Raw genomic sequence first — 23,762 nt, forward strand, 5'->3', positions numbered from 1 at the left:
GATCGGGTTTTAGGAGTGAACGAGAGCGTTATTGTGAGCAAATGGAATCAGAGCTTATTGACAGTTTCTTCAGGGACTCTGTCTGCAGTAAAAGTCTCTTCTTCTCCCTGAATTTTCAACTCTGTTTCTTCATTTAATTTTAACAGTGGTAAAAATCGTCGCGCAATGCGGGCTTGTAACGTGACTCGAGAGTCATCACTGGAATATTCACGAGATAAGATCAGTGAATGATCTTCCAGTTGAGAAAGTAACTTCCCATTTCCTACCGGTGTATCAATTTCTACAATGGCATAGCCGGATGCCAAACGGTCAATGACAGTTTGAGTTAGACGGTCCAAACCTTCTCCGGAAACAGCGCTGACACTGATAGCGTTATCATATTTTAAACGTAAAACATCAAGTTTAGATCTGTCTTCGATCTTGTCTGTTTTGTTAAAGACCAGGATTGCATCCTGGTGATCAATGCCGATTTCATCCAGGACTTGATAAACGGTTTTTATATGGTGTTCTACTTCAGGGTTGCTGGAGTCAACGACGTGTAGTAACAAGTCTGCTTGCCGCGCTTCTTCCAGTGTGGACCTGAAGGAAGCAACCAGATGATGCGGAAGGTCTCTTACGAATCCGACGGTGTCGCTGAGCAAAATTTCTCCCCAGTGTGGAAGTTCCCAGCGTCTCGTGCGCGTATCAAGCGTCGCAAATAATTTGTCGGCGATATAAACATCAGCGCCGGTGAGCGCATTCATTAGTGTGCTTTTGCCTGCGTTAGTATACCCAACAAGCGAAACAGTGAGATGATCGAACCGATGCGAGACGGTCCGCTCTCTACGACGTTCTACCTCGGAGAGTTTGCGTTTTAATTCTGAGACGCGTTTATCCAATAATCGTCGGTCTGTTTCGAGTTGCTTTTCACCAGGTCCACGGCCTGCACCCACACCCCCTTCAATTCGTTCCAAGTGAGTCCATAAGCGTTTCAAGCGAGGACGAAAATAAAGTAGCTGTGCTAACTCTACTTGTAGTTTCGCTTCGTATGTTTTTGCATGAGTCGCGAAGATATCAAGAATCAATTCGCTACGATCAACGATCACTGTTCCTGTCTCTTCTTCGATGTTCCTTCCTTGAGAAGGGGAGAGATTATTATCAAAAACAATGAGTTCGGCATCAACGTGCTTCACCATCTGCTTGAGTTCCGCAAGCTTCCCTTTACCCAAACATGTAGCAGGGTGAGGATGCTCACGACTCTGGACGAGCGTACCAACGACTTTGACGCCAGCAGTTTCGACTAAACCTCGTAATTCATCTAAAGCTTGCTCTTTATTAATATGGCTTGAAGGAGAAATGACGGCGGCCAGAATGGCCTTTTTTTCTTTGACTTGCAGCTCTTCGCGTTTAGGATCTGCCAAGGAGATTCAACCTTAATGTAATATAGTATAAACAGTCATGTGAGGACTGATTGTTGTCCCAACTCCTATCTCTCATTTTAACAGGTTGTTTATGAGAGAATAGGCTTTTTCTACACTACCGACACCAATTCCTGTTTGTAAGTTCATTTAGTAATTATCAGAGAGCCATACTAATTAAATTAACCAGAATGTATACATGTGTATCATGCGGATTTTTTCATTAAAACGATATCCAGAGCATCTGCGCGGGTACAGGCTTCCCAGTATTCTTTAAATTCCTGATATTGATTTTCAAACACAATACCCCCTCGATGGTCTACTTCGCGTTTACAAATGAGACATGAACCTTCGACAAATACGGATGCCTGATAACGCCCCCACTTACATTCCAGTTCATGTGAGTAAGGCAATCCATAACCTTGATATCCTGCTGGGATTTCAATTTTGTGATCATCGGTGAAACGAACAGGGTTGGGAGTTTGTAACGCTGAAGTTCTTTTTTGGACATTTACCAGACCAACGGTATGCATTGATCCAATCCAGGGGATACGAAAAAGAATGATATCTTCAATCTGTCGGGACCATTTCTCCAGTGTAGTCCGGTAGGTATAACTCACTTTTTTAGAAATATCTTTGAGGTTGATAAATCGAGGTGATTCAATTCTGGCTCCTGTCAGATGAGCCGCTAGTTCTTTTTCCAGGGTGAGTGCCGTAGATTCTTCATTTCGGTTCACATATTTCAAACGAAGTTCCATGGCGGTATCGCCGGTCGTTGTTACTTCAGCTGTGAACTGATAACTGCAATCTTCTGACAAAACACCGTGACAGACGCGATTGATTTGATGACTTTGAGAACCACGATCAGGAATCGTGGTCAGTTCGCCGCCATTGGAGTTCAGGAGTAGCGCCTGAGTACCTTGATCGTTTGTTGGCAGATCTTTAAATGTAACAGGTCCACCAGCAGGGTCTAACCAAAGACGCTTTCCATTTTCCAAGTCAACACAAACGATGGCGTGGTCAAATCGTGCTCCCGGTAAAAAAGAGACTGAGCCGTTCATACGCGTAAGAAGGATCGCGATGTTACATTTGATTCCCAGATGTCTCAGCATGGAAACCATCAGAGATGATTTATCTTTACAGTCGCCTCGCATGTCCTCCAGCATGGAACCTACTTCACGCGTCTTTTCCAGGTTCAGTTCATTAGGGTGTCGTCCATACCTGACGTCTTCAGAAGAGTACTTATATATCGAATAGAGTTTCTCTTCTTCGCTCTGATCTTCCTGCGTGAGTTCTTCGGACAATTTCTGAATTTGGGAAGGTGTTTTTTGAGGTGGATCCAGATCCTGCATGTAAAATTTTGTGACCGGTTCCCAGGAAGACAGTGTTGTAAAATCGACCCATGGTAAGACATCCCTTGGATGAGGAGTTCCATCATCTGTTTCATAACCGGGGACATCACGCATGTCCCACTGGTAGACATGATATTTTCCCTGTTTCCATTTCTCAGGTGCTTGTTCTGTGAGATGTAATTTAAACTCAAGCGAAAACGGCTCGGCGATGGCGACAGTAAAACGCAGTCTACGACAAGGAATTGCAAAGCGCAAAAACTCTTGCCCCCACATACAGGCTGCAATTCGGTCTGGAGTAAAAAAATCTTGTTGCTCTTCGAATTCAACCGTCACACCTGGTCGAAGTGGATAAAAGTTTAAATAAGTTTGCCCATAGGGTTGAACGACTTTTTTGGCTTTCTTGGAACTCCCATCGGGGAGATGGACTTTGGCTGTTTGAATTTTATAAAGTGAGGTTTGGCGATCATAAAAACGGTAGACCTCATCCCATTGTGCTAACGATTCATTTGCATGAAGTTTTGTCAGATTATGCGCGCGTCTTGTGATTGTTCCATCTCGATGTAACACACAAACGGAATCGGATAAGAGAATGTATTCTCCCCAATGTTGTAATTCTTCTTCAGAAACTTCCGGCTGACAGACTTCTTGATATGGGATGCGTGTTGCAAAGGAAAACGTGCTACGCGCCATTTTAAATCGGGTGCGCCAAAGCTTACGTTTTGGTTTCAAAGTCAATGCTTTACTGCTTTGATTCAATGCGAATGATTCTTTCAGTCTGCTGAAAATTGATAAGCGATGTCTGGGCAATTGTAGCGTTAAAGCAAGTCCAGGTGCCACTATAAGAGGAGTAGGGTTCTTTTCTGATTCTTATTCAGTAAAGTGGCTCAAGGTAAAGATTTTGAAATACGCGAGCAGTAGAAATAGAAGAAGCGATCGAAATTTCGATCGCTTCTTACTCGTTATGGCTTGTTGTCTCCAAATACTAAAATGGACGACTATCGTTTCCGTTTAGCAGCTTTTTTCTTCTTTGGAGCAGCTTTTTTCTTCTTCACTGCTTTTTTCTTAGCAGCTTTTTTCTTCTTTGGAGCGGCTTTTTTCTTAGCAGCTTTCTTTTTTACTGCTTTTTTCTTCTTTGGAGCAGCTTTTTTCTTAGCAGCTTTCTTCTTTACTGCTTTTTTCTTCTTTGGAGCAGCCTTTTTCTTTGGTGCTGCTTTTTTCTTTGCCTTTTTCTTTGCCACCGCAAATCCTCCTTTGAGAGTTAAACGAGGGCTGCCTTGCCGCTGGCTCCGGGCTATAAGTCGGCAAAGGTCTGCCACAACGAATAAGAATTGAGTTTGTCAACCTTGACAAACCCCGATGCTTACCCTTGTTGAAAATGAAGTATCATGAGATCAAACGATTTCTAAATTGACACTCATTACACAATAAGGACTTACATCCATTTAATGTGGATCATCGTAAATATTTCCTAAAATTCTGCAAGTCATTTATTTTGTGAAATGACTATTTTTGGCTTGTTGTAAAGGCGCGCGTACTTTGTGATTCCACTTGAAGTCGTAACGTTTAAGTAATGATTTCATAAAACGCAACGTATGAGTCATAAAAAGAGGGGTTGATTTAACACTACTATAATAGCGTAAAAACAACCTCTTTGATGTTTTTAAAATCAGTTTGTTTATAAAAAGTTGTTTGAAAAAAACAGCAGAAGCGTTTTCAAAAAAGCATAAAAAGTACGTCAAATTTTTTTTGCTGTTTTCTGAAATTTTTTTGCTTGATCGCTTTTTTTGAGCGTTTCAGACGCTTTCCCAGACATCTTTCATGTAACGAAAACTATCGCGCGCAATCAATTCTGCGCCTGGTTCATAATCAAAAACTTCAACAGAGATCCATCCTCGATAGCAACTTTCCTTCAGCGCTTTAAAGATGGGATGATAATCTGTCTCGCCCATTCCTGGTCCCAGGAGGTTAGAATCATTCACATGAAAGTGCCCTACTTTTGTATCATACTTCTGAATTAATTCAGGAATGGATTCTGTTTCAGCACCCAACATTGCTTTCACATCTTGATGTAAAACAAAATTATCGGCTTGAACCATATCAATCAGCTTCATTGCATCTTCACAGGTATTTATAAAATTGGTCTCTTTGGTTGTGAGTGGTTCCATGCAAATCCGCACACCCCGTTCTGCAATTAAAGGTAGGCAGTTTTGGAAAACTTCTGCGGCATTTTCGTATGCTTGCTCGGCTGACATGCCTTCTTCAATATCGCGTTGAAAAGGAGAACCAAACACCATTAAGTCACCACCAAGATCGGCACAAAGATTTCCCAGCTCAATGAGGTAGTCTGCAGTGTTTTTTCTGACCCCCGTATCGTTAGTGGTCAAATGTAACCCTTCTGTTTTTGCCAGAAGCCAATGCAGACCAATGATTTCCAAATCACGGTCTTCAGCAGTTTTGCGGATTGCAGCTCGTTGTTCTGCAGAAATATCTGAGGGGCGGTCTGCAAAAGCGAATGGCGCTAATTCAATTCCTTTGTAGCCAATTTCGGCAATCAGATTACATTGTTTTTCCCAGTCCCAATCAACAAACAATTCCTGACAAATCGCAAACTTCATGTAAGTATCTCACTTTACTATGGAAAAGATTTAAGAGTGAATTCATCCCTTTGAGGATAGCAGGCTGTCAATGTTTCATCGAGGTATAACAAGGTTTCTCTTAGATCAGTTTTGAAGATTGCTATCACAGGAGTTACATCACATTTCCAGTAACCGAGTTTTGAGTGCTGAATCGGTCGAGTGCACGATTTTATATCGAAGCAGAACTCAACAGTGTATCGATTGTAGTGATCGAACGGTTTGTGGTGACCACTGAGAAAAGAATGAGTAGTAAGACAAAGTGGAATAGGTGTATCGGTTAAGAGATGGCAAGTTTAGTGACGAAGTAGATTTTAACTGTATCCAGTTTTCAATTTTGTTTGCTGAAATGAATAAGTAGAGGAATAGACCAATGAAAAATACAACCTGGATTCCCCTTCTGGCGGCCGCAATGATAATGGCCTGCTTTGGAGAGAATGCCCAGGCAGGCTACCTGGGAGCAGGTAGTTATAACTGTTGTCCCACAGAAGCATGTGCATCCTGTGGTGATTATAGCGCTGCCAAACAATGTTCAAATACCTGTTACAAGACAGTCATTGATACTGTCTGGGAAAAGCAGAACTATACCTGTCAAAAAACAGTGTATGATACAATCTGCGAAAAAGTTCCTGTTCAATACACCAAGAATGTTTACAAGACCTGCTACCGTGATGAATGCTATACGGTTTGCAAGCCTGTCTACAAAACATGCTATCGAGACGTCTGCTACAAAGTCTGTCGTCCCGTTTACAAGACCTGTTATCGAACAGTAACCTGCAAACGCAGACGGCCCGTTTATAACACTTGCTACCGCGATGTATGCTACTCGGTATGTAAGCCTGTTTATAACACTTGCTATCGCGACGTTTGTTACACAGTAAGACGTCCAATTTGCGAAACTCACTATCGGGATGTCTGCTGCACGATTTACAAAACAAAATACAAAACCTGTTACCGGGATGTCTGCCGTACTGTTTGCAAGCCTGTTCATACCTGGCATAACGTTGAAGTTTGCTGTGGTGAATGGAAAACAACCACAGAACACTGCCCTGGACCAGTCGTTGAAAAATGTATCTGTGAACCAGGGACCTGGGAATATGATTGCAGCTCATGCTGCCCGATCTACAAGCCCGGTTGCTGCAAAAAAGTGAAAGTTCAATGTCCTGGAACAACAATTTGCCGACGTATCTGGTGTCCCAAGACGGTGACCAGAAAGGTTTGCTGCACAACTTACCAGCGCGAAGTAAAGCACGAGCGGGTTCCTTACACAGTATGTGAGCGAGTTCCTTGCACGATTACCAAAAAGGTGCCTTACACATGTGTTCGTTATGAGTGTGAAACACGAACCAAGAGAGTTCCTTACACAACCTGCAAGATGGTGCGTGAATGCCGCACTCGTAAAGTTCCTTACACGACTTGTTGCTGGAAGGAAGAATGTGTTACTAAACAGGTTCCTTATACAACTTGCACCATGGTTTCAGAATGCCGAACCAGAAAGGTTCCTTACACCACCTGTAGCTATGAGCAAAAGACCTGTACTCGAAAAGTTCCTTACACAACTTGCCAGCAAGTGTGCTGCACGAGATATGTAACGCGAACCAAATGTGTGCCACGAACTGTTTGTGTCACGAAAACACGATGTGTGCCAAGACAAGTCTGCCGTAAAGTGCCTGTCTGCTGCCCCGCGCCAAAGACATGCACTGCACCGGCTCCCAAGACTTGTGTCAGCAACTAGTCAAAGAGAAGCCAGAAGCGCTTTCAGTAATTGAAAATTGAAACTGCGAGAGGGCGGTTGATTTCTGATCAACCGCCCTTTTTGTATTAGGGAGGAGGGAGATCGTCTCTCAGATCGGCAGCATATAGTGGCTGCTCCGCCCCAGAAGAGGAATATTTCGAAGACAACCCAATACGGACTCTGATTTTTATTGCTGGGTTACGCTGTCACTAACCGCAGTCTACGCTTCGTGCCAGAATACTGCGAATTTCCGCCGCGAACTGGTTCCCGTTAGTTGGGCTGGCTGCTGAGTGAGAAATCAATCATATTTTCACCAGGTGTGACTTCCTCAGTTAAACTGCTTTTCGAATTGTAAATTGATGGGAGCAGTTCTTTGGAGCCGGGCACCAGCGGCTCGCCCCCTTCACCTCCTGTCGCCGCACGTTCCGTGGTGATTTTTATATTGTGTGAACCAATCACCGCTCCTGCTTTTTCGATTGAGTATTGTAATTCATAAACGCCTTCGGCATTTGTTGTACCGACTGATGTTCGTCCTTCCGATGGGGAAAACTCAACCCGCGCATTGGCTATTGGTTTACCGTCGAGAGTAACATGGCCTGTTACGGAAGCGAGTTCAGGGCCCGACTCCCCGCAGCCTGTCAACATCAAGAGGGTGAAACAATTTAACGCGCACATACTCAACAACCTGAGTGGCATGGTAATTATCCTTTCAATGCAATAGATTGCCCTGTGCAAAGTGTCTCCCGCGATTATCAAGGCAACGAAATCGTAGTGGACTGTCATCGTTGAAGATTCGAGTGTCGCTCATTGAAACGCCCGACAACTGAGAACGTTTCGACAAATCGAACCCGAATAACACTGAACTTGTGGAGGAGTTTAGAATTCACCAATGACTTGCCCATCGGCAACGCCAATCAGACTTTCCAGCGTACTGTTGACGGCATTATCTGTATTAAGGTCGATGTTTTCGCTGATGAATCGCACGGCACCATCCGCGAGGACAAAATGAGCTCCCCCGGTATGTTGACTGCTGAAAGCCTGACGAGTAGGAACGTTTGACGGATTCGCTGGGTTAATTGGATACGTCGAGCCTCCGAAGATTGCGATCAGCCCCTGGTTTCCACTCGCCTGCTCCGGACCATTCGTTCCACCAAATTCACGAGCAGCATAAAGAGTTCCTGCGAAATAATTGCTTGTACCCAACTTATATGACCGCTCACCGACCAAAATCGTATTACTCGCTCCGTCCGTGATATCGCGAAACCGCAATTTGCTGTCGCGCCAGAATGCGCCTGTGGCTCCCGAACCACCATTAGCACCGTTCGATGAACGAGACTGCCGCAAGGTACGGTTATTATTGGAAGCAATATAGTTTGACACAGGAAGCTCATAATTCGTTCCATTATCTGCCTGAATTCCCTGGCCGGCATTTCCATTCAGAGTTGGCCCGGTGTCGGAGGGACAGCGGAATGCGGCGAGCGGCTGTTGCATGCTTGTGCGGATGACTGCATCATTCAAAGCCGTTGATGCGGTTATTGGGCCTGGATTCATCTGATTATAGAGGGGAGCCTGATCAATATATGGCAAGATCATTGTGCTCCAGGCCCAATGTCCCTCGTTATCCGCAAGTGTTCCACCTGAGCCCCGTTCGTCAACATAACCGGGGGGGAATGTGGTGAATGCATCGTGATAGTTCTGGATCGCCAGACCAATCTGCTTCAGGTTATTTTTGCACTGGGAACGACGGGCAGCTTCTCGAGCCTGTTGGACCGCTGGCAGAAGCAGAGCGATCAAAATAGCAATAATGGCAATCACAACAAGAAGTTCTATTAAAGTAAACCCTTTTGATTGATTAGCTGTACGATGTAACTTCATGGTTCTCTCCTTCTTAAAAAATAAATAACGACATCAAGTTTAATTCAGCTCAGCTTTAAGAGAGCTATGTAATGATAATGGTCATATAAAACAGTAATGAATCAGTCTATTTCCAAAGAAAAATCAGGGCGCAGAAACAAGCACTCGCAATTCATCAACGTAAGCTGTCCCGGTGAATAACTTAACAGACAATTTTTTTCGGTCTGGCGAGAGGGTCACGATATCCTGAGTCTTTCCATCCTCAACTAGTCTAATTTCTATTTCCTGATGGTTAATCATTCTCTGGGGGTTCTTAATTAATAATGGATTGAATTGCGAATCCGATTGTATTAATAGCTTTTTGGTAGTAATTAATCCGAGCACAGGTTGGTCAAACTCAATCTCTCCCTCTGTCGGTATCAAATTCTCTTCATCATCGCTGGCAGGGTCGTAATAAAGTCGATAACAATCAACCTGTGTGCCACGAGGTATGAGATCAGTTTCTTTTTCGATTTGTTCGTAGGACCAATATCTTCCAGGTTGAGAGATTGAAACGTTAAGATCAGAATGAAGTTTTACATTTCGTGTTTCTGGGAAGAGGAAAATATGATTATCACGCTCAATCACCTGGAATGATCCGCTGGCAACTGAGTCCGGAATTTTTTCTTGAAAGATAATACTCTTTGAGAAATTCAGAACAGGATAATCACGAGAGATAAGTGGAATAAAATCGCTACTGGAATAAGGTCTGGTTACGATTTTTTTTGTGAGGGAATCAATCTGGATTGCTTCATTCGTTTTAATTTCTTGAATAGACGAGCTGTTGACATCTCCTACCACAACCTTGCCGCGAAAGACATTGATCTCGGTATTCTGATTTTCTATAACATTTACAGAAAAGGAAGTTCCTAGATCAACAATTCTGCCTGCAAGTGTTTCTACCTCGAAACCATGTCCCGATTCTGGAATGTCGGCGACAAGTTTTCCCTGATCCAGATAAACGGCATTTTTTCCGTTGGTTGTAAACGAGGCAGGGGCTTTTAGGCTGATAACGGAGCCTGACTCAAACTGTATTTCAATTGCTCCTCGGAGAAGATATCGCGTGGAGCCAGAGAACAAAGTCTCTTTCTGTTCGACAGGGCCAGTTTTCCAGAGACTGTCCGTTATGGGAAACACATGGGCAACAGGGGTTGTCAGGTGAATAAATAGCAGCCCGCCTAAGACGAGGCAGATACAGGTGGCGATATACATAACATGGCTCCAGTTCCACCTCTTCGATTGTATTGATGCAGGAAGGTGCATCATTTCCTGTGGAACTGTTGAATCAGTATAGACCCATTCCAGTTGTGTTTGTAAAGCTGAGAACTGTGCAAAAAAAACTCTGGCTTCCAAGTCCGATTTCAATCGAGTCTGTAGAATCCTTAGCTCTTTTTCGTTTAATTTATTATCAAAATAGAGCGCCACCAGCTTGGGGAGTGGATCTTCCCAATTGGTTGAACTTTCAGTAATCATTAGATTCGGGACCTTGCCGCAATTGTTTTTTGAATACAGTCCTGAAGTTGCAGTCTGATTCGTAAGAGCATTACCCCAATTGCTTTTTCTGATTTTCCCGCGTATTCTGCGATACTTTTGAGAGACATGAATTGACCATATCGTTGTTGCATTAGTCTTTGTTTGTCAGAAGGGAGAAGCGTAATGCAGGACCGAAGGGCTTCGATTTGCTCAGTGTATAAGTCGGGCATATTCTCAATCGTTTCTGACATGCTATTCAAAAGGTCATCGTCAAATAATAGCCGATTGCGATTTTTATCACGCCAGTACGATTGAACTTTGTAGAAGGCAACTTTACGTGACCAGGCGAGAAAATTTGTTCCGGGGGTGAAACTATCTCGCTTTTCTAACAAACATTGATTGATGTCCTGGAGCAGATCGCGTGCGTCTGTTGTATTTCCAACTAGTGAAAGTACGTAGGCATGAAGTGGTCCCTGGTTTTGAAGCAATTGCTGAAAAAAAACATTGTTTACGACGACTTCGTTCATCAAACTAGTCTTACTTTCTGGCCAGATTTGGGTTTAAACACGAATTGGCAGAATCCGTCCTAGTTAGATTCCAGATAGTGAGCTTAGACTACACAGAAAATTCAATTTAGGGAGATTATTTTCGATTTTGATCATTGTTAGATGATCCATGTCGAAATTGCTTTTTATTCTGGCTTTAAAGAGGAAGATATGCGGGTTACTTACTATTTTAGTACTGGTTTTTACTGCTTGACGTATCTGACACAGAACTAATGCTGAGCGAATGCATGTGTGTATAAAGTTTGAAAAGAATCAAGGAGGGCTGAGTTCTTGGTTCTCAGCAGTTAAATTTGTAACTGTGAGAGGGGGTGATCTTGGATTGATCGCTCTTTTTATATTTGGCTATATTGGTTCAATCAAAGCAAAATCAGTGGGACCGTTAAAAAGCCTGTATTAAATAGGTTGTCGTCTAATAAGTTTCACGCTAAAAGATCAAAAATTGATTCATGATGATTACATTACATCGTGTAACGATAACTTATTGAATAAAAACTAATGGGGTAAGATCTGAAACAGATAGGAAATTAAAATTAGACCTCTACCACTCCAGGCAAAAGTTCTAATCCAGTTCGTCACAACCAGGGCTCGGTGATGTACAGGATCAAAACCGGAAGATAATGCATGATGTCGAGGAACCTGTAATAGAGCAGTAGAGAACCAGACAACGAATAGTAATGCGACACCACCCCAAGTGAAATAAGGGCCCATTCCAGGAGGTGGCCAATATACGATCGCCACTGTTGTCGCTGCTTCGATCAGCATCATCGGACCTACTACCAGCGTTGTCCGCAGTTGGTGGGCTTGTTGGTACTTTACGAAACTTGATCTACCTACAAGGTCGTACATGGGATAGTGAACGATTTGAACAAACCAGATCAATCCAACCATGTAGAATGTGGAAATCAGTTGTAGTAAAAAAAGCGTTTTCAAAAAGTCATCCTCTCCTGTAATGAGTCTTTTAAGGGGAGTGCTTCCTGAGAATCATTTTATCTATATTGAAAAAATATCAATTCATTTCCACTTGTGTTTTATACTTCTTTCCTTAACTCTCGCGTTGATTCTTATTACACCGTGGATCCATAGGGACCGGTTTTCCTGTTTTTTCGATCGGGTGTGTAAAGAGATATTTCCAGACCTGTTCGTGAATGTATTTCCCTTTCGCATCTTTGCCGGCATTGCCGCCAGGAACAACAGACGAGTGGGCGCGGCGGGTATTTTTCTTCACATCAAAGTCCGTAATCAACCGTCGTGTGTTCGCATAAGGGGGCATTGCTTTATCGACGTTGACGATAGGACCATATTCATGCAGGCCAATCAGTTCCCAGGAACGGCAGTAATGATCTGCGGTCCAGCCGCCGTCCAGTACATGCGAAAAACCGAAATAGCGATTGGTGGGTGTTGCGGAAGGGAGTGTCTGCCAGTTCTGTAACTGATCTCGCGGGCCGCAAAACATCACCACGCGTCCGACCTTCTGATGTTTAGCAAAACGGGCAGCGGTTGTTGAACCATGAGAACTACCGGCCATGATGACATCTTCCCAGCGCAAATCGTTGCCGTCAGGCGTCAGATAAAAATCCCATTTACCTTGTGGGTTCTTTTTCGCTAGCCACTTCACAAACTGCAGTGCGCGTTCTTTCATGCCATCCGGTTTGGGAATGTCAACCTGATTGCTGAAGTTTTCGCCGGTTGCTGCTTCCAGTCGGACATTACCTCGGCAGGTTTCTCCCACTGGTTGTTCACGGCAGACTTTTGAAAACCAGCGGTTGGCGTAGTGTACTTGAATTGCGTGTAGACCATAGCTGGAGAGTCGATCAAAAAGTTGGCTGTTATAGCCCATCAGCCAGATAACCAGTTTGCCACGTGGTTTCACTCTAGTATCGACAACGGCATGCTCAAGATCCTGTACCTTACTACCAGATTTAAAAACGTAACCGAGTTCTGGATGTTCTTTCGTGCGCGGATCTATTTCGCTGGCGCGAGCTTCCAATTTGTATTCTTGTGGCTTGGGATCGGTATAATGTAGTTCCCGATCTTCCTCAGCCCCAAGGCTATTACTAAACAATTGCGTGAGTACTACGAATACAAGCAACGATTTCAAATTCATGTTCATGCACCAGAATAGAGACAGTTAATCAGGTGGGGCCACTCCCGTACTGAATATATTCCAGATTACTATGAATTCCTACTCTGTTACTTTGCTCTAGTCAAAACTTTAAAGAGAAAGAACGTTCTGATCATGAAGGCAAAGGAATCGTTTACGGATTAATACACGCGTACTTGAATCCAAAGATCATCCGAAATTTGAACCGAGGTTGCTCTACTGGCATCAGATGCTCTTTAGAACATCCCTCCGAATGTTTCTAAAAAGAATGAGCTAACGCTGGAAGGGTCATCGTAGTGCCACATCGTACGGATCAGATCATACATCATGATAGTACAGATCCCCAATAATAATGTGGAGATTCCAAGAGCGGCAAATGTACCTGCTCCCCATTCCGGTTCAGGTGCCATGGCTGCAGACCGACCACCACTAAAACCTGCGGGGGCGACAAATTCTGCATGACTTTCTCCACTTTGGAATGAGTCATCGAAATCGTTATCGTCTGCATCATAGATGTCATCAAAGTCGTCTTCGTCGTCATCGAAAGCGTCAGACAACATTGAATCATCGCTGGCAAATTCATCATCATCGTCGTCGTCGAAGAGGCCTGACTCACTGTCTTCATCATCGGAATCCAGAATTACTGAGCCAGATGATCCTCCGACATCGCCGTCCTCATTCAACATCAACACACTAGTGTCGGCACTGGAATCTGACAGGTCAAAATTGCTGTCTTCATCATCCTCGAGAGTGGGGATTTCCAGTGTTGCGTCTTTGTCACCACCGGACGTCATCATGGGGACAGTTTTATCAATATCTTCAACATCCATTGGCTCCAGCGAAATTCCACTGTCGGCAGTGATGGAAATATCTTCGTCATCTTCCAGAGATAATCCGCTGGAATCTTCATCAACGAGTGAAATGCCACTTTCGTCGGCGCCTTCTAGTGATATTCCACTATCAAGGGGGCCAGCCAAGGAAATGCCACTATCCGATGCAAGAGAGATACCACTATCTTCCGCCAGAATTGATGAGTCTCCGTCATCTTCCTGGATCAAAGCTACATCACTGTCACTACCGAGATCGAAATCATCGTTGCCTACCAGAGCAACATCACTTTCACTGTTAGCTAAATCTGAGTTGTCGGCTACCAGTTTGACATCACTGTCACTACCCTCTTCGAGGTCTAGAGTTTCAAAGTCCGGTTCAGAGTCAGCATCGACCAGTTTGACATCACTGTCGCTGCTGAGATCAATACTGGAATCATCTGTTAGTCTGACATCGCTGTCTGAATCTTCTCCTACGGCAACCAGCTCCGGTTCACTGTCTAGTTGTAGTTCGTCACCATCATCAACAACCAGCCGTACATCACTATCGGAACTGCTCAATTCGATGGGGGATTCCTCTTCATCATGTACACTCCCACGAATCACTGTCGCTTGTTCGCCGACCTCATCTTCGTCAATGACACTATCTGAGCCGCTCGTAATGTCCTCTTCTTCCATAATGGCTGAGCCAAACGGATCCTCATCCTCTTCACCCGACATTAGAGGAATCGCAGGATCGGAATCGGCCTGAAACGAACGTCCAAGTTCGTCAATATCCTCCATGCGAAACTTCCACGCGCCTCTATCTGCAAATCCACGAATTTCGCCATTCTCTCTGAGGCGATTTAATTCATCTGTTTCCATGCCAAGCTGAGCAGCAGCTTCTTCAAGATTGAGATATTTTTTGGCCATTGTGGCGCGACTCCGACATCAATGAAGTTAGTTGAAAATGGAAGTAACATTATTCGTCATCGGATCATTAACTGAGAAAGATCAGTAAGATCAAATCCGAAAACCAACAGGCGAATGCCTTTACGAAGAACTTATGGGTTCTTTTGATAATGTCAGTGACATCATTACCTTCTTCATGAAATCTGATTCGAAACAGTAATTGCCATAAAGAAGCCTATGTGAACTGCTCTACTTATCTATTTTTATTCTAAAATAGAACAGGTTGGTTGCAAGTACCAACTTGTTGTTTGGAACGATCTTCGCCAACAAATGTAAAATCGAATCGTTTGTTCACTTTTATCGCGTACGGATATTCTAAGACAAATCAATTAAACTGGTTATAGTGACTTTGATTCAACAGTCCTCTTGCTGGAAATCACGACAACTAAAGTTTTTATGTACGCTTAGGATTGATCTAATTCGCGCTTCAATGCCGCCAATTCCGATTCAATTTGCTCTGAACGTGATGGTGACAAGCTGGATGCAGATGCTGGCGCTTCAGAGGTAGTTTGTGCAGGAGATTCAGACAGTCCATCGGAGTCTGTTAACTCCAGTTGTTTTCGTTTTGCTTCAGCGAGTCTTGCTTCCAGAGCATGTAAGGTCGTTGTCAAATGTTCGCAAGTGGCTTGAGCTGCCTCATGTTGCTGCTCTAGTCCTGCCATTAAGTCTTCGATTTCCTTTTTTCGGACCAGCGAATTTCGTGCTTCTACTTCCTCACCGGCCGCTAACGCGTTCTTGGCGGCTTCTTTCCACTGTGAAATTTGCTCCTGGTGTTCCTGCAGTTCCTTCTGGATCGCCTGTTTATTGGTAATTGCTGTTTTTACGCTACGGTTAGCGCCCGCGATGCCCTCTTTCATCTCAGCAATAATCTGCTCAATTTCAATGACAGGATCTGCTGCATTTTTAAGTAATTGAGTTAAATTACAGGTAACGATGTCAGTGAGCCGACTAAAATAGCTCATTCTCCTCTTCTCCATACTGTATCAAATGGTTCACGAAAAGATTGCGATTTTGAAGGCCCTATCGAGTCAACGCAATTCCCTTCTTTCAGGTTCAATTATATTTCTAAAATCTCATATTATACTTCATTCTGCTGTGAGCCAGTCACACCCATAAGCTTTAATTTCTCGCGTAATTTTTCTCGTGCCAGTCGTAGGCGGCTTTTCGCTGTTGCCAGATTTGTATCCATTACTTCAGCCACTTCATTGAGGGTCAGCTCTGAATAATGGTGCAGAGTAAATGTTAAACGCTGGTCCTCTGGAATTGTTCCCAGCAGTTCATCCACAATCAATGCCAATTCTTTGATATTGGCTTTCTCTTCTGGTGAAACCACTTCGCTTGCCAGCCGGTTGAGGGAATCATCTTCATCTGTTTTCTTACCGGTGTAAGCTTTCACTAGTGCGTCATGTGATTGACGACGAATACTATCGATCATCAGGTTCCGAGCGACCCTGTACATCCAACCGCGAAATCGGCCTTGAGGTATATAATCCCACGATTGATTATAGACTCTAAGGAGCGTTTCCTGAGAAAGATCTTCTGAGAGTTGCGAATCTCGAATATTTCTAAAGAAAAAACCAATCAATGGTCCCTGATATTTATCCACTAGTTCATCGAACGCGCGCAGGTCACCACTTTGGATTCGGATCATTAATTGATCGTCTTCTGTCATGATGTTATTTCCTGAATAGAACAGGCTATAGTCTGGGAACAAAGCCTGTGTATCTAACTCTACTGAAACTTGTCAACCATTCAAATCTGCAATCGTCCGGTATTTCATTTTAACAGGACCAAGTTTTTATACTGTGATATTATGATATTGTGATCAGATATCCTGTAGAATTCACCTGTAAATCGCTAACATTTCAGCCTTGAGTCACTTTTAACTCAAATCAGTAGCAAAAATTGACAGAAACCCTTTACACTTTATTGATCATTATAAAAAGCTATTGAGCGAACAGGATATTGTTGTGTCGATCACGGAAACCGTCAAAGTCGAACTGAACTACGGGTATACTCGAGAGTTCCAATGCGAAATCTCGACAGAGAGGCTGATTTGGTACCAGCAGGCGCCTCCACCTTTGGAAGATGTTCCGCTGAAAACACAACATGTGTTAAATAATCCACTGGAGCTACCCCCACTTGATTTAGCAGTGATTCCCGGGGATAAAATCACGATTGTCGTTGACCATGAAACTCCAGTAGTCGATGAAATCATTAATTCCGTATGGGATTTTTTTTCAGACTGTGGAATCGAAGCCACCGATGTGACAATCTTACAAGCACAATCTGGCTCACTCAATCTGCAGCAAAAATTAATGGATACGGTGAATCCGGAGTTAAAGCAAGATGCACAATGGGTCATACATGACCCTGAGTCGAAAGAAGGGCTCGGCTACCTGGGAACCTCAGCAAGTGGGGAACGCATCTACCTCTCAAAGCATTTGCTGGAAGCGGACTTCATACTTCCGATTGAACTCATCAGCTACGACCCACTTATAGGATATGCAGGAGGCGGCAGTTTACTCTATCCCGAGTTCTCTTCACAAGAAGCCGTCATAAAGAGCAGAGGTCAATCACATCGTGAACTGACTCCTGCAGAGAGCAGGCCCCTGCGTCAGCTCATAGACGAAGTCGGTTGGATGCTGGGGCTGCAATATAGCTTGCAGGTCATTCCATCTGCTGGTCAGGGCGCCTCAGAAATCGTGTTCGGCGGTATCGAAGCCACTTTTCGAAAAGGCAAAGAACTTCTCGACCAATATTGGAAGTTAGAACCAAGTTACAAAGCAGAAGTGGTAGTGGTTGCCGTTGAGTGTGGACCAGCAGGCCATGCGTGGACTCAATTGGGGCGTGTTTTAGAAACCGCCAGAAATCTAGTATCTCAGGATGGGCGCATTGTACTGCTCACTGAGATTGATGAACCGTTCGGCGAAGGGATGCAAATTCTATCAGGTTGTCTTGAACCTCTCGATGCCATTAAACCGCTTCGTGATAGACAGTCCAAAGATCTCGTAACGGCTACTCAGATGGCGCTCGCCGCAGATTGGGCACTCATTTGTCTATTGAGTAAAGCCAATACCGATGATGTTGAGGATCTATTTATTATTCCACTCGAGGACGAAGCAGAAGTTCGGCGCCTTTTACAAACAGATGAAACCATTTCCATTATCGCCTCGGCCCAGCATGCCTATGGCCAACTCAAGCAAGAATAACCAAAACACGAATACTTAAAATCTTAACCGACTGGCAGCCCCGCTGATTTGAGCACACATTCCTGCACGAAGTAGTCATGTTGATAGGAAAAGTCTAAATCTTTTTCGCGACGAATCACTCGCGCCATATCAGCGACATCATCGATATAGCGAGTATAACGAGGAAATTCGATTGACTGTTGTCCTTTACGGTATTTTCCCCGCGCGTTTTCAAGAGTTAAACTGGCAGTCGGTCTTCCGAATGGTTGGAGATGGAACGTTCCCTCTGACCCGCACACGACAATATGTCTCCGATTGAAACCATTGACTTCATTACAACTGGATTTGACTGTTGCGATTGCCTTTGGATAAGTAAAGACAGCCAGCATATTATCCTGAAGCGTATCTTTGATGGCAGAGGCATGTTGTGAGAAAGGGGTTACCTGATCTGGCCTTCCCAAAATCTGGACGACAAGGTCAATCACATGGCAGCCCAGCTCAAACATCATACCACCTGGTTGTGGTTCTAATTTAGCGCGACTGACATTGTCCATTTTTTTGCTGATCACCGTATGGACTTCAAAAGGTTCGCCGAGCCAACCTTTTTTCAAGAGATCTCTTAATACTACAATCCCTGGGTTATAACGGTACATATACCCCATCTGAATCAGCAGATGTTTTTGTGCTGCCAGATCAAGAATTCGTTTAAAGTGGGGTAACGAGAATCCCGCTGGTTTATCAAGGTGAATGTGTTTACCTGCAGCAATACATGTTTCAGCCGTCTGTAACAGGTCGGGTACCTGTGTTTCTACTGCAACGGCTTGGAGCCCCTTGATGTTCAGCAGTTGTTCTTCCGTTAGAAAGGGCAGGTCTTTATAAATGCCCGTCGATTCAGCATACTTTCGCAGTTGTGCATTGGGTTCGACGACGCCAACCACATCATATTCCGCTGACTTACGTAAGGCCTGCATTTTTCCTCCGGCGTGAGGATGCCCCACGCCAATTTGTCCGACTTTAATTTTTTCCACTTCTACATCCTTTCTGGTGTTACGCAAGAGGGCTGCGCTATTTATTGTGTAAGAATCGGACCGGTAGAAAATTGGTGATTCGTAACATCAATCAACATACTGGAATGACAGGGGGCAAATAAGTGCCTAAAATATACACCTGATTTTATCGTAAACAACTACTAAATCAAAAACCACTCCGTTTCGCTGTGGGAGAGAACATGAAGAAACGTTTTCTAACTGTGTGCTGGCTCATTTGCTGGAATACATGCTTTCTCATCTCGACTGAAGCAGCGTCCGGCAAGCCGAATGTTATTCTGTTTTTTATCGATGATCTGGGGTGGAGAGATGTTGGTTTTATGGGAAGTGATTTTTATGAAACACCACACATAGATCGTCTGGCCCAACAGTCGATGCGATTTACATCTGCTTATGCAGCGGCACCTAATTGTGCGCCGAGCCGTGCTTGTCTCATGTCGGGACAATACACGCCACGTCATGGAGTCTATACGGTTGGCGATCCCGCACGAGGCAATGATCAATATCGCAAGTTAGTACCGGCGACGAATAAGACTGTCTTGGATGATCAGTTTATTACGATTGCTGATGTCCTTTCACAAGCAGGTTATCGCTGTGCCAGCATTGGTAAGTGGCATCTGGGGAAGTCTCCACGATCGCAGGGGTTTCAAACCAATATTGCGGGAAATCAATCGGGTAGTCCGCGCGGAGGGTATTTCAGTCCTTATCGAAACCCTCAACTGACTAATGGCACTAAGGGTGAATATTTAACGGACCGTCTGACTGATGAAGCCTGCTCATTCATCAAATCAAATGCCGATTCTCCTTTCTTTCTTTATTTGACACACTATGCAGTTCACACTCCACTGCAAGCAAAGCAGGAAGACATCAAACACTTCCAGACAAAACCGGCTGGGAAATTACACCAACATGCTACGTATGCTGCCATGATTAAAAGTATGGACGAGAGCATTGGCCGGGTTCTAAAAACCCTGAAAGAGCTGAAACTTGCTCAAAATACGGTCATCGTTTTCACGTCTGATAACGGCGGATATGGGCCGGCAACAACCATGCAACCTTTGCGCGGCTCGAAGGGAATGCTGTATGAAGGAGGCATCCGGGTTCCGCTGTTAGTCAAGTGGCCCGGGGTTACCAAAGCGGGAAGTTCCAGTGATGAACCCGTGATTAATGTCGATTTTTATCCGACTTTCCTGGAAATTACGGAAACCTCAAAGCCTGAAAATTATCAACTGGATGGCGTCAGCCTGGTTTCCTTATTAAAAGCGCCGCAAAGCAAACTCAAACCACGTTCTCTATTTTGGCACTTTCCTGCCTATTTACAAAAATATCAGGGTATGCAGCAGCGTTTTCGTACCACACCGGTTTCGGTCATTCGTCAGGGAGACTGGAAATTGTTAGAGTTCTTTGAAGACGGGCACCAGGAACTCTATAATACGCGCCTTGATATTAGTGAAATGATGGACCTGAGTAACAGTCATCCTGATAAAGCGAAAGAATTAGCAAAGACACTTCATCAATGGCAAAAACAGGTTCAAGCGGCAATCCCTTCCAAACCGAATCCCTTATATGATCCCGGGAAGTGATTTTAGTTTATAATAATAACGAAAGCCGAGACAGAGCATGCAGTGGGAAGACATTCTCAAGGATTTTATTTACCTCTGGGCTGTCATCGATCCCATCGGTTCCATTCCCGTATTTATGGCTGTCACTGCTGGATACAGCAAAGCTGCGCAGCGAAATATTGCATTGCGGGCAGTCATCACAGCCGGACTTGTCTTAATTCTGTTTGCTGTAGGTGGTCAGGTTCTGTTGGATGAACTGGAAATCCCGCTCTCTGCTTTTCAAATTGCCGGGGGCTTGGTGCTGTTTCTCTTTGCGCTGACAATGATTTTCGGGGAAAGTAAACCTGAAGCGGAAATAGAGGAGTCCAGTAAAGTGGACTCGCATCAGAGTAAAGCTGTTTACCCACTGGCGATTCCCTCCATTGCCTCTCCAGGAGCGATGATGGCCATCGTGCTCATCACAGACAATCATCGTTTTGATCTAGGGCAACAATTAACCGCTACAATAACGATGCTTGTCGTTTTGCTGATTACATTGCTCTTACTTTTGCTGGCTGGTCCCATTCAAAAGCTGATTGGTGCTTCGGGTGCTAGCGTTGTCAGCCGGATTGGTGGATTAATTCTCGCTTCCGTTGCCGTCGACAGTGTACTCAGTGGAATTAAGACCTACTTCGAACTTTGAGACACATCAGTATTCTGATGGTAGGATCTAGTTCAACAGGGTTGGGTTAGGGTCCCAGCCAGCCACGACGGCATCAGGTGCAAGCACGAATATCTCAACGCGACGATTTTTCTGTCGTGCAGAATTATTCTCATTCGGTACGACTGGTTGAAACATGCTGTAACCTGCAGCACCCATACGATCTTGTTTCACTCCATACTTTGAGAGTGAAAGTACAACTGAGTTAGCTCGGTTCGTCGATAAATGCCAGTTTGTTCTATGCAGACGTTGAGTGCTTGCTTTGGAGATCGCCTTGTCGTCCGTATGACCAACAACAAGTACATTCAAACGCTTCGCGTTACCGTCATTCATGATCGAAGCAAATTGAGTTAGGATTTCCGTAGCAGAAGACTTGATGACATCACTGCCAGAGTCAAATAAAATATCTGAGTGAAATTTGCTGACACCGGTATGGGGGTCAAATTCGAAATCAGGATATTTGTCCGCCAATTCCTGGAAGCGACGAGTTGCTTCACCATCCAACGGACTGGGTTGTCCTTTGGCTTTTTTCATCAAGCTCACATAACGCTGCTGCATTTCCGAGCGTTCAACATTCAAATTATCGAGTCGTTTGTTGGCAATATTCAAATTGGATTCCAGCGTCTGGGCGCGCATTGCCAGTTGATCACGTTCATGTTGCAGGGCGTTCGCTGACTGCTGAAACTGATCTCGTTGCATAGCCAGTTCTGCATTCTGATTATAAAGCTGTTGAGAACGATACATACTTTGCCGAACCTGGGCGCTGGGTCCACGATGGCAGGACGTCTGACTGAGAGTAAATAAACACGCTGCGCTAAGCAGGCATACCCGTACGATGATGGGCATCTTCGGTGCTCCTTTATCATTCTCTGAATAGAATCACATTTCCAATCGCGCAATTATTCATGGCAGGTTCCGCATTCATTGAGATGAGGCGGTCCATGAAAATGCACACTCTTGAAAAGCTAAGCTGATTCAAGGAAAGATGAATGGCATTTAAAAAATCAATTGTAATGGGTTTGGTAGGTTTTTTGAGAAATAATATGCGAATGCATATCCCGTTAATCAGATGAATCAGTAAGTGTGAAGTGAGAGAGGTTTACTCATTCAAAAGTCAACAGGCGTGGATTTATAACGCCTCTTTATTTTTATGCCAAGAGCAACATCACCAAAAAATGTTCCATTTTTTTAGATTGAAATATCTACAAAAAACAGACTAGTTCGAGGACCGGAGCACAACCAACTTAGATACGAAAACAGGTGGCACATAGCTATTTAAGCCAGGCACCACCTGTAATTGGGTGAAGCGGGTTGAAGAAGATTCGTTTTAATTTCAGCCACCTTATGGCTCTGATTCAAGTCTTTTCAAATCCTCAGTCAGTGATTCGATTGCTTCCATTAGATTTCTTCGAGCAACGAGGGAAGCCGTATTTTGCGATAAGTCGTATTTGAAGTTTTTCATCGCACGTTTGGCTCTTTTAATTTGTTCTTCTTTTGAGAGATTACTATTTTCAATCTCTGTATCCTGGTCAGAATTACTGGAACCAGCTTTTTCAGTTTCAGCGTCAGCGCGTAAATCTTGTGCAACTTGCATCTGTTGCTTTTTTAAGTTGATAGCATACATATCCAGAATCTCTTGCAACGAATGCGTATGGGAGCCGGATATCTCAGAGACGACAGGGCCGCCTGCATATTCATATTCTCGATAGACCCAATAAGGTCCCTCCTTTTTTTGTCCTTGAAGCGAAGCATCTTTCGCTGTCTGGATGTCTGGCAACAACAAAGCAACCAATACTGCAAGTGTTGCAATAACGACCATTAATTCGATGAGTGTAAATCCTCTTTTCATTCCTCTCTTCTTCGATGGGAAACTAATCACCATCGCTCCTTATTAAAACTGACTTTTACAATACGCTGCTCAAACAGAATCGAGCACACACTTTTAATGCCCCGGTTTATAGGGATACTTGTTTAAGAGAATGTTTCTGTTTGATGATTATTGTGATTTCCAATAAAGCGAATCATGTGCCAAATCATGCTGACAGCGCCCAGGTGGTGCTTTTGACTTTTCATATCTGGAGTAAGGGTAATGAGATAAGGCCATTGATCTAGCAAGCCATTAATAGAAAATTCTTTTTTGAGTCATCAAACAATTCCGGCCTGACTTTAGTGTTGCCTGATTCTTGGGCAAGGTATCAAACATGGAGGTTTTATCACTCATTCGTTCGTTCAGAGACAACTTGTAATAGTTCTTACCTCGGAAACAGGTCATGAGTTTCGCCTGAGTCACAAAATCAAAGTCAACCAGAATTTGAAGGATACGCTCTTAGATAAG

Annotated in this window: 20 protein-coding genes; 4 read left to right on the plus strand and 16 right to left on the minus strand. The window is 44.0% G+C overall.

Annotated elements, in window-relative coordinates:
• Nucleotides 1-47: 47 nt before the first annotated feature.
• From hflX to V144x_RS03790, 4 genes are all read right to left on the minus strand, one after another.
• Nucleotides 48-1,400 carry a GTPase HflX gene (hflX, locus tag V144x_RS03775; RefSeq protein WP_144981600.1) on the minus strand — a complete coding sequence of 451 codons (1,353 nt, stop codon included), beginning with the start codon at nucleotides 1,398-1,400 and terminating at the stop codon, nucleotides 48-50.
• Nucleotides 1,401-1,603: 203 nt separating this feature from the next.
• Nucleotides 1,604-3,505, minus strand: a complete 1,902-nt coding sequence (locus V144x_RS03780) for a transglutaminase domain-containing protein (RefSeq protein ID WP_144981603.1) — start codon at nucleotides 3,503-3,505, stop codon at nucleotides 1,604-1,606.
• 239 nt (nucleotides 3,506-3,744) lie between these two features.
• The gene (locus V144x_RS03785) at nucleotides 3,745-3,987 is read right to left on the minus strand and encodes a hypothetical protein (protein WP_197998742.1); all 243 of its coding nucleotides are present in this window, start codon (nucleotides 3,985-3,987) and stop codon (nucleotides 3,745-3,747) included.
• A 555-nt stretch (nucleotides 3,988-4,542) separates the two neighbouring features.
• Nucleotides 4,543-5,364, minus strand: a complete 822-nt coding sequence (locus V144x_RS03790; protein WP_144981606.1) for a sugar phosphate isomerase/epimerase family protein — start codon at nucleotides 5,362-5,364, stop codon at nucleotides 4,543-4,545.
• Between the two features lie 391 nt (nucleotides 5,365-5,755).
• Between V144x_RS03790 and V144x_RS03795 the strand changes: the two genes are divergently transcribed.
• Nucleotides 5,756-7,117 (plus strand): hypothetical protein, encoded by a 1,362-nt coding sequence (locus V144x_RS03795; protein ID WP_144981609.1) that lies wholly within the window; start codon nucleotides 5,756-5,758, stop codon nucleotides 7,115-7,117.
• A 270-nt stretch (nucleotides 7,118-7,387) separates the two neighbouring features.
• On the opposite strand, the gene V144x_RS03800 is transcribed toward V144x_RS03795, so the two are convergent.
• The 9 genes from V144x_RS03800 to V144x_RS03840 all read right to left on the minus strand — a co-directional run bounded on the left by V144x_RS03800 (nucleotide 7,388) and on the right by V144x_RS03840 (nucleotide 16,600).
• Nucleotides 7,388-7,813: a transthyretin-like family protein gene (locus V144x_RS03800; protein WP_144981612.1), complete on the minus strand. Its 426-nt coding sequence runs from the start codon at nucleotides 7,811-7,813 to the stop codon at nucleotides 7,388-7,390.
• A 180-nt stretch (nucleotides 7,814-7,993) separates the two neighbouring features.
• Nucleotides 7,994-8,992, minus strand: a complete 999-nt coding sequence (locus V144x_RS03805; RefSeq protein ID WP_144981615.1) for a DUF1559 domain-containing protein — start codon at nucleotides 8,990-8,992, stop codon at nucleotides 7,994-7,996.
• A gap of 123 nt (nucleotides 8,993-9,115) precedes the next feature.
• Nucleotides 9,116-10,483 carry a FecR domain-containing protein gene (locus tag V144x_RS03810; protein WP_144981618.1) on the minus strand — a complete coding sequence of 456 codons (1,368 nt, stop codon included), beginning with the start codon at nucleotides 10,481-10,483 and terminating at the stop codon, nucleotides 9,116-9,118.
• Nucleotides 10,483-11,010, minus strand: coding sequence for a sigma-70 family RNA polymerase sigma factor (locus V144x_RS03815; protein WP_144981622.1), 528 nt, complete (start codon nucleotides 11,008-11,010; stop codon nucleotides 10,483-10,485). The genes V144x_RS03810 and V144x_RS03815 overlap by 1 nt, the downstream gene beginning before the upstream one ends.
• 531 nt (nucleotides 11,011-11,541) lie before the next feature.
• Complete coding sequence (locus V144x_RS03820) at nucleotides 11,542-11,979, minus strand: hypothetical protein (RefSeq protein ID WP_197998743.1); 438 nt, start codon at nucleotides 11,977-11,979, stop codon at nucleotides 11,542-11,544.
• A gap of 112 nt (nucleotides 11,980-12,091) precedes the next feature.
• Nucleotides 12,092-13,153: a BPSS1187 family protein gene (locus tag V144x_RS03825; protein ID WP_144981625.1), complete on the minus strand. Its 1,062-nt coding sequence runs from the start codon at nucleotides 13,151-13,153 to the stop codon at nucleotides 12,092-12,094.
• Between the two features lie 233 nt (nucleotides 13,154-13,386).
• Nucleotides 13,387-14,889: a hypothetical protein gene (locus tag V144x_RS03830; RefSeq protein ID WP_144981628.1), complete on the minus strand. Its 1,503-nt coding sequence runs from the start codon at nucleotides 14,887-14,889 to the stop codon at nucleotides 13,387-13,389.
• A 443-nt stretch (nucleotides 14,890-15,332) separates the two neighbouring features.
• Nucleotides 15,333-15,890: a PspA/IM30 family protein gene (locus tag V144x_RS03835; RefSeq protein WP_197998744.1), complete on the minus strand. Its 558-nt coding sequence runs from the start codon at nucleotides 15,888-15,890 to the stop codon at nucleotides 15,333-15,335.
• A gap of 116 nt (nucleotides 15,891-16,006) precedes the next feature.
• Complete coding sequence (locus V144x_RS03840; protein WP_144981634.1) at nucleotides 16,007-16,600, minus strand: RNA polymerase sigma factor; 594 nt, start codon at nucleotides 16,598-16,600, stop codon at nucleotides 16,007-16,009.
• A 298-nt stretch (nucleotides 16,601-16,898) separates the two neighbouring features.
• Between V144x_RS03840 and V144x_RS03845 the strand changes: the two genes are divergently transcribed.
• Entirely contained in the window at nucleotides 16,899-18,140 is a 1,242-nt protein-coding gene (locus V144x_RS03845) for a lactate racemase domain-containing protein (protein ID WP_197998745.1), read from the plus strand.
• Nucleotides 18,141-18,163: 23 nt separating this feature from the next.
• On the opposite strand, the gene V144x_RS03850 is transcribed toward V144x_RS03845, so the two are convergent.
• Nucleotides 18,164-19,147, minus strand: coding sequence for a Gfo/Idh/MocA family protein (locus V144x_RS03850; protein WP_144981640.1), 984 nt, complete (start codon nucleotides 19,145-19,147; stop codon nucleotides 18,164-18,166).
• A 200-nt stretch (nucleotides 19,148-19,347) separates the two neighbouring features.
• Here V144x_RS03850 and V144x_RS03855 point away from each other — a divergent pair, with 200 nt between their 5' ends.
• Both V144x_RS03855 and V144x_RS03860 read left to right on the plus strand, forming a co-directional pair.
• Nucleotides 19,348-20,748 carry a sulfatase gene (locus tag V144x_RS03855; RefSeq protein WP_144981643.1) on the plus strand — a complete coding sequence of 467 codons (1,401 nt, stop codon included), beginning with the start codon at nucleotides 19,348-19,350 and terminating at the stop codon, nucleotides 20,746-20,748.
• A 37-nt stretch (nucleotides 20,749-20,785) separates the two neighbouring features.
• Complete coding sequence (locus tag V144x_RS03860; protein WP_144981646.1) at nucleotides 20,786-21,409, plus strand: MarC family protein; 624 nt, start codon at nucleotides 20,786-20,788, stop codon at nucleotides 21,407-21,409.
• A 27-nt stretch (nucleotides 21,410-21,436) separates the two neighbouring features.
• Here V144x_RS03860 and V144x_RS03865 read toward each other — a convergent pair whose 3' ends face one another.
• Nucleotides 21,437-22,273 carry an OmpA/MotB family protein gene (locus V144x_RS03865; RefSeq protein ID WP_144981649.1) on the minus strand — a complete coding sequence of 279 codons (837 nt, stop codon included), beginning with the start codon at nucleotides 22,271-22,273 and terminating at the stop codon, nucleotides 21,437-21,439.
• A gap of 496 nt (nucleotides 22,274-22,769) precedes the next feature.
• A complete protein-coding gene (locus tag V144x_RS28935) occupies nucleotides 22,770-23,276 on the minus strand; it encodes a type II secretion system protein (RefSeq protein WP_315852410.1) in 507 nt (168 codons plus the stop codon).
• Between the last annotated feature and the right edge of the window lie 486 nt (nucleotides 23,277-23,762).

The organism is Gimesia aquarii (genome assembly GCF_007748195.1).
Classification (GTDB): Bacteria; Planctomycetota; Planctomycetia; order Planctomycetales; family Planctomycetaceae; genus Gimesia; species Gimesia aquarii.